We start from the raw sequence: 12,222 nt of genomic DNA on the forward strand, positions 1-12,222 counted from the left end.
ATATCTGGTTCACTGCGAAACATGCTCTGTTTTTTTCAATAACCCATTGCCGCTGATCCTCAGGGGACAAGCGCAAAAGAACTTGTCTATACAGGAGTATACCATGTCAGTCACCCCACATAATTGTCAGCTGGCACCAGGTGAAGTCGGGCTGACCACACTGAAACGCATCTGGCAGGGCAACGTGCGCCTGTCACTTGATGATGATGCCCTTGCCCGTACAGATGCCGCCCGCAGGACGGTGGACGCTATCGTCAACGCAGGAAAAGTGACCTACGGCATCAACACCGGCTTTGGCAAGCTGGCGCAGACCACTATTCCGGCACAGCGTCTGGCAGAGCTGCAACGCAACCTGGTACTGTCTCACAGCGTGGGGGTTGGCGAACTGCTGCCCGATGATGTGGTTCGGGTGATTATGGCCTGCAAAATTATCAGTCTGGCCAGGGGTCACTCCGGCGTGCGTATCGAACTGATTGAGGCCTTGCTGGCCCTGTTTAATGCCGGAGTCATGCCCTGTATTCCGGAGAAAGGCTCGGTAGGGGCATCGGGCGATCTCGCGCCGCTGGCGCATCTCTCGCTGATGCTGCTGGGCGAAGGCGAGGTCCGGGTGGCGGGCAAACTGATCCCGGCCGTCGAGGGGCTGGCGCTGGCCGGGTTGCAGCCTTTCGTACTGGCCCCGAAAGAGGGACTGGCGCTACTGAATGGCACCCAGGTTTCCACCGCGCTGGCGCTGCGCGGCCTGTTTGAAGCCGAAAATGTCTTTGCGGCCGGGCTGGTGGCGGGTGCGCTGTCGCTGGAAGCGATAAAAGGCTCGATTAAACCGTTCGACAGACGTATTCATGAAGCCCGTGGTCAACAGGGACAAATCGCGGTGGCGGCGGCGGTCAGCACCTTTCTGGATGGCAGCGAGATTCTCCACTCTCATGCTGAGTGTGGGCGCGTACAGGATCCCTACTCCGTGCGCTGTGTGCCACAGGTGATGGGCGCCTGCCTCGATAACCTCAGCCACGCCGCCCGCATTCTGCAAATTGAAGCCAATGCCGCTTCGGATAATCCACTGGTGTTCAGTGACAGCGGAGAGGTGATTTCCGGCGGCAACTTCCACGCCGAGCCGGTAGCGTTTGCCGCCGATATTATCGCCCTGGCGGTGGCCGAAATCGGGGCCATCTCTGAACGGCGCATGGCCCTGCTGCTGGACAGCGCGCTCTCCGGCCTGCCGCCCTTTCTGGTCAACGATGGCGGCGTCAACTCCGGGTTTATGATCGCCCAGGTGACGGCCGCCGCGCTGGCCTCCGAGAACAAATCACTGGCCCATCCGGGCAGCGTTGACAGCCTGCCGACCTCGGCCAATCAGGAAGATCACGTATCGATGGCGACCTGGGCCGCACGTCGGCTGGGCTCTATGTGTTTTAACACCGCGGCGGTGGTGGGCATTGAAGCAATGGCTGCCGCGCAGGGCATTGAATTCCATCGCCCGCTACAGAGTTCAGCCCCTCTTGAACGCGAACTGGCCGCCCTGCGCCAGCGCGTGGCATTTCTTGCAAAGGATCGCCTGATGGCACCCGATATTGAACAGATGCGTTTATGGGCCAGCGGCGACAGCTGGCCTGCTTCGGTTGCGGCACTGCTGCCCAGCCGGGCGCTCGCTTCCGCTACCCTGAGGAATCAATGATGAGTGAGAGATTAAGCAACGCCGTGGCCCGCGTGATCCGTTCGCCGCATGGCAATCAGTTGCACTGTGCCAACTGGTTGATTGAGGCCGCCTTTCGCATGATTCAGAACAACCTCGATCCCGATGTGGCCGAGCGCCCGGACGATCTGGTGGTCTACGGTGGCATCGGCAAAGCAGCCCGCAACTGGCCCTGCTTTGAGCAGATCCTGCGCACATTGCAGCTGCTGCAACCGGACGAAACCCTGCTGGTTCAGTCCGGAAAGCCGGTCGGCGTGTTTCGTACCCATGCCGATGCCCCACGCGTATTAATCGCCAATTCCAACCTGGTGCCCCACTGGGCCAACTGGGACCATTTTAACCAGCTGGATAAAGCCGGTCTGATGATGTACGGCCAGATGACCGCCGGTTCCTGGATCTACATTGGTGCGCAGGGCATTGTGCAGGGCACCTGGGAAACCTTTGTCGAGGCAGGTCGCCAGCATTACCAGGGTGACCTGCGCGGCAAATGGATCCTCACTGCCGGACTGGGCGGAATGGGCGGTGCGCAGCCGCTGGCGGGCGTGCTGGCGGGCGCATCGGTGCTGGCGATCGAGTGTCAGGAATCGCGCATTGATTTTCGATTGCGCACCCGCTACCTCGATTATAAGGCGCATAGCCTTGATGAAGCGCTGGCGATGATTACCCGGGCGAATCAGGAACAACAGGCCATTTCGGTCGGTCTGTTGGGCAACGCGGCGGAGATCCTGCCGGAACTGGTTGAACGCGCCCGCAAGGGAGGCATGAAGCCGGATATCGTCACCGACCAGACTTCGGCTCATGACCCGCTAAACGGTTATCTGCCCGCAGGCTGGAGCCTGGAACAGTGGCATGACGCGCGCCAGCAGCATCCCAAATCGGTAGAAAAAGCCGCACGGGCGTCGATGGCGGTTCACGTGCAGGCAATGCTCGATTTTTATCATATGGGCATACCCACCGTTGATTATGGCAACAATATCCGTCAGGTGGCGCTGGATGAAGGGGTGAAAAACGCCTTTGACTTCCCAGGTTTTGTCCCCGCCTACATTCGCCCGCTGTTCTGTGAAGGCAAGGGCCCGTTCCGCTGGGTGGCGCTCTCCGGTGATCCGCAGGATATCTTTAAAACCGATGCCAGACTGAAACAGCTGTTCCCGGATAATAAAAATCTGCACCGCTGGCTGGATATGGCGCAGGAGCGCATCGCCTTTCAGGGGCTGCCCGCCCGTATCTGCTGGCTGGGTCTGGGTGAGCGTCATCTTGCCGGGCTGGCGTTTAATGAAATGGTGCGCAATGGCGAACTGAAAGCTCCGGTGGTGATTGGTCGCGATCATCTGGATTGTGGTTCGGTGGCATCGCCAAACCGCGAAACAGAAGCCATGCAGGATGGTTCTGATGCCGTTTCCGACTGGCCGCTGCTCAATGCTCTGCTGAACACCGCCGGGGGGGCCAGTTGGGTCAGCCTGCATCATGGCGGCGGCGTGGGGATGGGCTTCTCACAACATGCCGGGATGGTGATTGTCTGCGATGGCAGTCGGGAAGCTGACCAGCGTCTGCAACGGGTGTTATGGAACGATCCGGCAACCGGCGTGATGCGCCATGCTGATGCAGGCTACGAACTGGCGCAACAGTGCGCTATCCGGCATCAGCTTAATCTGCCCATGATTGACTGACGATGACGGACTGGCCTGTTGCGGCCGGTCCGGAGTGTCATCCCCCATCCTCCTGCCTTTTTATGCTACTTTAAGTCAGCCCGTTGCCAGAAACGGTCACCTGAAAAGGAGAGGATATGACTATTCCCGCATCGCTGATTGAAGAGGCCATCGGCTGGCGCAGAGCGTTTCACGCCACACCGGAACTGGGCTACCAGGAACATCTCACCTCACGCCGGGTGGCGGAACTGCTGCAAACCTTCGGACTTCGGGTTCACACCGGCCTGGCCGGCACGGGCGTGGTGGGTACGCTGGAAAACGGCCCCGGCGACGCCATTGGCTTTCGTGCCGATATGGATGCCCTGCCCCTCAGTGAACTGGGCGATGTGCCCTGGCGTTCCACCCGCGCCGGGGTGATGCACGCCTGTGGTCACGATGGTCACACGGCGATGCTGCTGGCAGCGGCCCGTCACCTCAGCACCACCCGCAACTTCAGCGGCACCCTCCATTTTGTCTTTCAGCCCGCCGAGGAGAACCTTGGCGGCGCACGCAAAATGGTGGCCGACGGACTGTTTGAGCGCTTTCCAATGGCGGCTATTTACGGAATGCATAACTGGCCGGGGCTGCCGGTGGGACATCTGGCGGTCAACAGTGGTGCAATGATGGCCTCGCTCGATGCCTTTTCCATTACGCTGCAAGGAAAAAGCTGCCATGCGGCGATGCCGGAAAACGGTGCCGATCCGATTGTGGCTGCCGCCCAGTTGATTCTGGCACTGCAAACCATTCCTGCGCGCCGCCTGTCACCGCTGGCGTCGGCGGTGGTGAGCATTACGCAAATCAACGCGGGTGATGCAATTAATGTCATCCCGGAGGAGGTGGTACTGCGCGGCACCCTGCGCTGCCTGCAAAGCGAAGTGCGGCAAAACGTGCGCAGGATGATCGAAGAGTTTGTCACTACCCTGACCGCCCCGCTGGGTATTGCTGGTCGCATCAGCTGGCTGACCGATTATCCTGTCACCTGTAATCACGCCGCCGAAGCGGAAAAAGTGCGGGACTGCGCGCTGTCACTGCTGCCCGCAGAGCAGGTGCACTGGGAGATTAACCCCTCGATGGCCTCGGAAGACTTTGCCTGTATGCTGGAAGCCTGTCCGGGAGCCTACTTCTGGATCGGTGCCGATGGGCCAACCCCCTCCAGGCCGTTACACAATGCCCACTATGATTTTAACGACCAAATCATCGCTGAGGGTGTCACCCTGTGGACCACGCTGGCTGAACGACGCCTTCCGGTTGACAGGGCCCGGCACGATACAGCATAAAAGCGCGACTAAACCCTCAGTAAGGAAACATCAATGGACACCATTGCACCGGTTGAACTGGATAAAGCTTATCGTTTAATCAATCACGGCCCGACGATCCTGCTGTCTGCGCGACATCATGGCTGTGACGACGTGATGGCGGCGGCCTGGGACTGCGGGCTGGACTTTTCGCCGCCAAAACTCACCGTGGTGATTGATAAAATCGCCAGAACCCGCCAGCTGGTTGAGGCCAGCGGAACCTTTGTCATTCAGGTTCCCTGCGTGGCGCAGATCAAACTGACCCACGCCGTTGGCACCCGCAGTCTGTTTACCGAACCGAACAAACTGGCGACATGCGGCGTGGAACTGTTCAGTTTTGACGGTTTTGAGCTGCCCTTCGTCCGTGGGTGTACAGCATGGCTGGCCTGCCGACTGATAGCCGAACCGCATAATCAGCAGGCACACGATCTGTTTATTGGCGAAGTGACCGGGGCCTGGGCAGATACCCGCGTATTCCGCGACGGTCACTGGCATTTCGACAGCGCCGACCCGTCGCTACGTAGCCTGCATTATGTCGCAGGCGGACAGTTCTGGGCCACCGGTGAATCGCTGAATGTCACACAAAGCGGCGGGGAGAGTGCGTGAAAATGATGGCTCATCAGCACCACCTTATCCTGCCCGGCTGAGCCACAGCCCCGCACACAACAACCGGGCAGTTTCAGACAACGCTTCAGGGTCGCAAAGGCTTTCCGGCGCTAACCGATCCCATCGTTCAGTACCCCAGCTTCTCCAGCAGCACCAGCCCCTCATCGACGGTGGCTGTCCGTCCGGTTGCCACATAGCAACAGGCTATCTGCAGACGTAGCGACTGCGGAACAGCGACTTCACGTCGCAGGCAGCGGGCAATCCATTTGGCCGTGGTAACGGCATCTTTTGCCTGCGGCAACCCGTCGTGAGGAATATCGAACGCCTGCTGACGGGGCAGTAACAGTTGAGGCTCGGCACCGGCAATCAGGCTAATGGACGGACAACGCAGCGGGCTGGCGTAGACTTCCCCTTCTGTACCATTCAGCAACAGCGCACGCCCGGCAATGGTCTGGAAGAATTTTCCCACGCGGGGAATATATTCCGGATGGGACACGCTGGAGAGACGCAACGCGGCCTGTTCTGCAAAAGGCGTCAGCAATTTAGCCAGCGTGTGGGCACTGTTACGCACGCCCATCCGCCAGCGCAGCGCCAGCTGTTTTTCCAGTGGCGGGCAGAGCGCCCCAACCGGCATAAATACCGCTTTACCCTGCCCGAGCCTGGCCTGCGCTTCGGCGGCAGTGGTGACCGGCGGCATATCCAGTGCGGCGAAGACGGCTTCGCTGGTGACCCGTGTCGGATCGTCACTGACGCCGTGAACCACCACCGGAAAGCCGGCGGCACTCAGCAGCAGCGCCAGCAGGGGCGTCAGGTTGCCCTGCTTACGTGCGCCGTTATAACTGGGGATCACCACCGGCATCGCCAGACCGTCGGGCGGCATCAGCTTCAGCACCCGCTCCTGCATCGCCTGATAAAATCCCGGCATCTCCTCTTCGCCTTCGCCTTTGATGCGCAGGGCAATCAGGATACTGCCCAACTCAAGATCCGGCACCTCGCCGTCCAGCAGGCGGCAATAGAGCTGATATGCGGTGGTAAAATCGAGATCGCGGGCGTGATTTTTACCGCGCCCCACTTCTTTGATGATTTTTTTGTATTCCATAACCTTCTCAGTCAGAAAATTAGCGGCCACGGATACTGGCCCTGGCTGTCAGTGGTGTGTACCTGGGCAGTTCAGCGACGTCGGCGTCGGTTTATCTTCATCTCTGCGCGAGCGGTTGTTACTTTAGGCAGTTCACCCTCCGGCACTGGCGGCTGCTCAATCGGAAACACCGGCAATGCTCCCAGCAGCCTGGCACCGTAACGCTTACTCAGTAGCCGCCGGTCATAAATCACAATTTCGCCGTAGCATTCATGGCTGCGGATCAGCCTGCCCACCTGCTGGATCAGGTTAAAGGATGCGCTGGGCAGGCTCTGCACCTCAAACGGATAGCGCTTCAGGCTTTTCAGCCACTCACCTTCGGTCAAAATAACCGGGCTGTCCACGGGAGGAAATGCAATTTTATGAATATGCACCTGCGACAGCAGTTCACCTTTTAAATCCAGCCCCTCGGCAAAAGATTGCAGGCCAATCAGAATACTGGTTTTACCCTGTTCCACCGTCTTGCGGTGCAGGGCGATCAATGCCGGACGGGGTTTATCCCCCTGCACCAGCATCATCAGCCGCAGTTCGGGCAGATAAGCAATAAACTGCTGCATCGCCCGGCCACTGGCAAACAACACCAGAATACCTTTGTGCTCAGCCTGTTTAATCTGCTGGCGAAAAAAATGCGCCATCTCCGCCAGATGCTCGCTTTCACTGGCCAGCGCCGGTTCATAGCGCATCTGCGGAATAATCAGCCTGCCCTGTTCAATGTGATTAAAGGGCGAATCCAGCGCCACAAAGCGATCGTCCGCTTTCTCACTCAGTCCGGACAGCTCCTGCAAACGCTGGAAGCTGCTTAAAGAACGCAGGGTGGCGGAAGTCAGTACCACATGGGGAATTTTGCGCCACAGCAGCTTTTCCAGCTGCTCACTGACGCGAATACCGGCGCAGTGAAAGCTGAGGTGCGCACTGCCCTCACGGATATCCCGCGTGGCCCATTTCGAGACGGGCGCGCCGGAAGCCTGTTCCAGCGCGGCCAGCCGCCACAGCTTGCTGCTGGCTTCAAACCAGCCCAGCGCACGGTTCATCTGCAACAACGCACGATGCAGCCTGACCACGTCAAACTGCCCGGATTTGTCGCTCAGATCGTTGACAAAGGCTTCCGCCAGCCCACGCAGACCATCGCTGAGTCTGAACAGTCGGGCGCACAACTGTTGCACCTCTTCGGGCAGGCGTCCCATCTCGAAACGATACTCCCCTTCCTGATTGTCTGGCGGCAGCCACTGCACCAGTATCTGCGACAGCTGCTGCAACTGCTCACGCAGCTCATCGCAGTGCCCTTTCAGCCGTTCCGGCACGCTCAGCGCAGGGGGTCTTTTGGGCCGGAACTGAGCCATACACTGCTCCACCAGCCGACAGAACAGATCAAGCTGAACGCCGTACCAGCCCGGCGTGATTTCGCCACTCATTTCCAGCGCATCACGGGCCACGTCCGGCAGATGATGCCCCTCATCCAACACCAGCAGCAGATTTTTGGGCGACGGCAGCACCGATTCCGTCTCCAGCGCCGCCATCACCAGCGAATGATTAGCCACCACCACATCAGCCTGTTCAATTTCACGCCGCGCCACGTAAAACGGACATTCGCGGAACCAGTGGCAGCTGCTGCCGAGACAATTGGCCTTATCCGTGCTGAGGCGCTGCCAGAGCGAATCCTCAATCGACTCGTCACAGTGATCGCGCAGGCCGTCCCACTGATACCGTTTCAGCTCGCTCTCCAGCTGTGTGCACCGCGCCCGCTCATCCTTGCTGGCGGTCATCGCATCATCCAGAAACAGCAGTAAATCGCCCTGCTTTTCTTCGTCGGTTGCCAGCGCCGACAGATTGCGCGGGCAGACATAGCGCCCACGACCAAAGGCAGCGGTAAAGCGCAGATCGGGAATGATTTTCCTCAGCAGCGGCAGGTCTTTACTGTAGATCTGATCCTGTAACGCCACATTGGCGGTGCTGACCACCAGCGGCTTTTCCTGATCGCGGCTGACCGCAATACCCGGTATCAGATAGGAAAGGGTTTTGCCCACGCCGGTGGGTGCCTCAATCGCCAGATGACGGCCCTCTTCTCCGGCCAGCGTCCTGGCCACCGCCGCAATCATCTGCCGTTGCGGGGCGCGGGGGATAAAATCCGGGATCTGCTGCTGGAGGGCTTTGTACCATCCGGCAATTTGCGCTTTTAACGCGGTATTCAGCGCCATAACAACCACTTTTCACCAAAATAGCCTGTATTTTTACACAGTATTTCTTCGGCGTCAGCCAGTTCCGACTATTCCTTCAGCCCGGCTCGCAATCTAACCTGGTCACGAAAGGCGCGGATCAGCGTTTCGCGGCTGCGGCCACGGCGAAAAATCAGTGAAAACGGTGCCCGATAGCTGAACTGCTGCGGCAACAGTGTCCGCAGCTGTCCCTGTTCTACCCAGGAGCGGGCATAATGCTCCGGCAGGTAGCCGATATAGCGACCGGAGAGGATCAGAATCAGCTGCGCCTCCATGCTTTCGACCGAGGCGGCGCTGACCTTAAAGCCACGGCGCGACAGCTCCGCAGCATTCCAGTAGCTGCGGGTGACAAATCCACAATCCGCCAGGTCTTCGATCTTTTCATCACTTACGGCATACAGCGGGTGGCGGTTGCTACAGTAGAGCCAGTGCTGCTCATCATGCAGCGGCAGGCTCAGCAGATTACTGACATTAACCGGAAAGTGACCAATTGCCAGATCCAGCCGGTTATCCAGCACCTGCTGTTGCAATTCGTTCGGGCTGCTGACCGTGAGATTCAGATAGATAGCAGGAAAGCGTACGCTGAACTGGCTGATCATCCCGGCTAATGCCAGCTCTCTGTCGGTGGTGGTCGAATCCACCACGCCAACAGAAAATACGCCCCCCTGCTCCGCCTTCAGGCCGTCAACCTGGCTGGCAAAGTCTGTCAGCGTTGCCAGTAACTGGTGACAGTAGTGCAGAAACTGCTCACCTTTGGGCGTCAGCGCAAATCCGCTGCGCCCACGCTGACAAAGAATGAAGCCCAGCTGGTGTTCCAGTTCACTCATATAGCTGCTGATAGCAGGGGTGGTCATGTTCAGCGCCTGCTGGGCGCGGGAATAGCCCTGACAACGCACCACGGTGGTAAATATGGTCAGAAGTTTCAGATTGGGCAGACGACCAGCATTCACGGCATTTTCCTTCGGGGTAAAAAAGACAGTTAAGTAATCTCTGAACTGATTATTTGCTGTCAATGATTTTTCTGTGACGGCTGCCGCCCGACAATGGGGATCTGTTCAGCAGATATCCGGAACGTCAGATGACAGATAACCAACGCGATGATGTTTTTTTTCAGCCACAAAGCGGTAATGAGATGCCGCGTTTTGCCGGGCGCGGCACCATGATGCGCCTGCCCGCCGTCGAACATCCGCACGGTCTGGACGCGGCCTTTATAGGTGTGCCGCTGGATACCGGCACCTCACAGCGCGCCGGGACGCGTTACGGTCCCAGAGCGATTCGTGCGCATTCGGTGATGATCCGCCCTTACAATATGGCGACCGGCGCAGCGCCTTTTGATTCCCTCCAGGTCGCCGATCTTGGGGGGGTGCCGATCAATCCTTACAGTCTGCACAAGTCTGTGCAGATTATTGAGGATTACTACAGCCGTCTGAATGATTTTCCGCTGATCCCTCTTACTCTGGGGGGCGACCATACGCTGACGCTGCCGGTATTGCGGGCGCTGGTGAAAAAACATGGACCGCTGGGATTGATTCATGTGGATGCCCATACCGACACCAATGATGAAATGTTCGGGGAAAAAATCGCGCACGGCACCCCGTTTCGTCGTGCGGTCGAAGAGGGTTTGCTGGATGTTAATCGCGTGGTGCAGATTGGTCAGCGTGCCCAGGGCTATGACGCCGGGGACTTTCAGTGGGGCATTAATCAGGGCTTCGAGATGATCCCAGCCGAAAAATGCTGGTATCAGTCGTTAGCACCATTGATGGCAAGGGTGCGACAGCGAATGGGCAGTCAGCCGGTGTATCTCTCTTATGATATTGACAGCTTTGACCCTGCCTGGGCACCGGGGACCGGCACCCCGGAAATCGGCGGCCTGACGTCGGTTCAGGGGCTGGAGATCGTGCGTGGCTGCCGTGGGCTGAATCTGATTGGTGCCGATCTGGTTGAAGTCTCACCGCCGTATGATATCAGTGGCACCACCTCGCAACTGGCGGCGAATATGCTCTATGAGATGCTTTGTATCTTACCCGGCGTGAAATATAACGGGTGACGCAAGGTGGCAGCGCGCCGAACAGGTTATCGCTGCCGCCAGCTGTTGGCTCAGAAAGCGTACCCCATCCCCACGTTGAAACCGCTCATGGTATATCTGCGGCCTTCAATACTTTTACGACTGCCTTCGTAGCCCAGATCGAGCACCAGATAATGGGTAGGATTAATTTGCAGACCGCCGCCCCAGGCAAAGCCGGTGGCGTGTTTCAGGCTGTGGAGAGTGTCGTCACTCTCATACAGGCGCGCACCGCTGCGATCCCGAAGCGGAGAGTAGCTGACCTGCGCATTATTGACCCCGGCCAGGGCGTACAGGCTGACATGGCGGTTGACGCGATAAGTCGGCCCGACCAGTAAGCTGGTGGTTTTTACCCGCAGATTGTTTTTCACCGTGTTGCCGGTGCTGCTCAGCGCGTCGTATGCGTCACTGCCTGAGACAAAACTGAAGGAGCCGATCAGGCCATAGCGGTCAGTGAATTCGTAGCGGTACTTCAGGTTGATACCGGCGAAGTGGTTGAAATGCTTCACTTCCTGATAAGCGTATCCGGCGGAAAGAGAGTGTGTTTCAGCCTGTGCGGTCCCCATCAAAAAAATGGCAGCCACGGCTGCCGATGAAAGCCTCTTCAACATGTGCAATATCCTTATCATTGAGTCCATTAAACCGGGCGGAATAAGCTCACCCGCTTCTCTCCGGAACAGATCCACAGCCAGAGAATAAACCACAGGGAAAACCCGTCAGGGCCTGTTCTGGTGCGGCAACTTTAGGGAATATACCCTGCTGACGCAATGGTTTCTGGATATTTTTCAGACAATTGCCCGCCGTTACGGCATCGGTGCCGTAGCATCAGACGGCCTCACCGTGCTACGGCATCAGCACACCTCCTGACTGCCCGCAATTTTGTACATCACCGTGGTCCCCTCCAGCTCTCCACTGGTCGACAGCGCAAAGTCAGGTATTCTACCGCTGATTTGCCACCCTTCGCGCAGGTAGAGCTGCTCTGCCACGTCTCCGCTGCGTGTATCCAGCACCAGCAGGGTTTTGCCTGCCTCTGCCGCCCGCCGTTCTGCCTGGCGTAACAGCTCACGGGCAATTCCCTGCCGACGAGCCTCCGGATGTACCAGCAATTTGGCAATTTCCGCCCGGTGTTCACCGTTAGGCATCATTCCCAGCACCAGAATCACCGTGCCGACGATACGGCCATGATGCCGGGCAACCAGCAACTGTTTATCCCCCCCTGCCAGAACCTTTTCATCGGCTGTGGATCGATGCTGATAAAGCCGACGCTGGCACCCTCTGCCACGCAACCACTAAGGACATGCAGCAGCGAGGGCAGCTCGGCTGCGGCCTCGTCACTGTTCAGATATTGATAACTCACATCACACATTCTTCCGCCTCAGATCTGAAATATGATAACTTTCCGAAAAAAATTAACCCGCCTGACGGCAGGATGTACAGGGGAAAAAGCAGCCCGGCTAACTTGTACAGATAAAAAATAGTTGTACAACCTGGCTAAGTCCGCTACGGTTTAATCAGTCAGGTCAGTAAAGAGGA

Annotated in this window: 9 protein-coding genes and 1 pseudogene; 5 read left to right on the forward strand and 5 right to left on the reverse strand. The window is 58.2% G+C overall.

Annotation, left to right across the window (positions count from 1 at the left end; genetic code table 11):
• Nucleotides 1-103 precede the first annotated feature (103 nt).
• The 4 genes from hutH to AC3RPL_RS13000 all read left to right on the forward strand — a co-directional run bounded on the left by hutH (nucleotide 104) and on the right by AC3RPL_RS13000 (nucleotide 5,276).
• On the forward strand, nucleotides 104-1,672 hold the full coding sequence (hutH, locus tag AC3RPL_RS12985) for a histidine ammonia-lyase (RefSeq protein ID WP_490740311.1): 1,569 nt from the start codon (nucleotides 104-106) through the stop codon (nucleotides 1,670-1,672).
• Nucleotides 1,672-3,357 carry a urocanate hydratase gene (hutU, locus tag AC3RPL_RS12990; RefSeq protein WP_490740312.1) on the forward strand — a complete coding sequence of 562 codons (1,686 nt, stop codon included), beginning with the start codon at nucleotides 1,672-1,674 and terminating at the stop codon, nucleotides 3,355-3,357. The genes hutH and hutU overlap by 1 nt, the downstream gene beginning before the upstream one ends.
• 116 nt (nucleotides 3,358-3,473) lie before the next feature.
• Nucleotides 3,474-4,652 carry a M20 aminoacylase family protein gene (locus AC3RPL_RS12995; RefSeq protein ID WP_490740313.1) on the forward strand — a complete coding sequence of 393 codons (1,179 nt, stop codon included), beginning with the start codon at nucleotides 3,474-3,476 and terminating at the stop codon, nucleotides 4,650-4,652.
• A gap of 33 nt (nucleotides 4,653-4,685) precedes the next feature.
• Complete coding sequence (locus AC3RPL_RS13000) at nucleotides 4,686-5,276, forward strand: flavin reductase family protein (RefSeq protein ID WP_490740314.1); 591 nt, start codon at nucleotides 4,686-4,688, stop codon at nucleotides 5,274-5,276.
• Between the two features lie 127 nt (nucleotides 5,277-5,403).
• Here the strand turns inward: AC3RPL_RS13000 and ybiB are convergent, their stop codons facing one another.
• From ybiB to AC3RPL_RS13015, 3 genes are all read right to left on the reverse strand, one after another.
• Entirely contained in the window at nucleotides 5,404-6,375 is a 972-nt protein-coding gene (gene ybiB, locus AC3RPL_RS13005; protein ID WP_490740315.1) for a DNA-binding protein YbiB, read from the reverse strand.
• 71 nt (nucleotides 6,376-6,446) lie between these two features.
• Nucleotides 6,447-8,609, reverse strand: coding sequence for an ATP-dependent DNA helicase DinG (dinG, locus tag AC3RPL_RS13010; RefSeq protein WP_490740316.1), 2,163 nt, complete (start codon nucleotides 8,607-8,609; stop codon nucleotides 6,447-6,449).
• A gap of 68 nt (nucleotides 8,610-8,677) precedes the next feature.
• Nucleotides 8,678-9,577 (reverse strand): LysR family transcriptional regulator, encoded by a 900-nt coding sequence (locus tag AC3RPL_RS13015; RefSeq protein ID WP_490740317.1) that lies wholly within the window; start codon nucleotides 9,575-9,577, stop codon nucleotides 8,678-8,680.
• Nucleotides 9,578-9,705: 128 nt separating this feature from the next.
• On the opposite strand from AC3RPL_RS13015, the gene speB reads away from it, so the two are divergent.
• Complete coding sequence (gene speB, locus AC3RPL_RS13020; RefSeq protein WP_490740318.1) at nucleotides 9,706-10,674, forward strand: agmatinase; 969 nt, start codon at nucleotides 9,706-9,708, stop codon at nucleotides 10,672-10,674.
• 50 nt (nucleotides 10,675-10,724) lie between these two features.
• Here speB and AC3RPL_RS13025 read toward each other — a convergent pair whose 3' ends face one another.
• Both AC3RPL_RS13025 and AC3RPL_RS13030 read right to left on the reverse strand, forming a co-directional pair.
• Nucleotides 10,725-11,300 (reverse strand): Ail/Lom family outer membrane beta-barrel protein, encoded by a 576-nt coding sequence (locus AC3RPL_RS13025; protein ID WP_490740319.1) that lies wholly within the window; start codon nucleotides 11,298-11,300, stop codon nucleotides 10,725-10,727.
• Nucleotides 11,301-11,540: 240 nt separating this feature from the next.
• Nucleotides 11,541-12,055: pseudogene (locus AC3RPL_RS13030) on the reverse strand (GNAT family N-acetyltransferase).
• Nucleotides 12,056-12,222: the final 167 nt, after the last annotated feature.

This window comes from Erwinia papayae, from assembly GCF_058241465.1.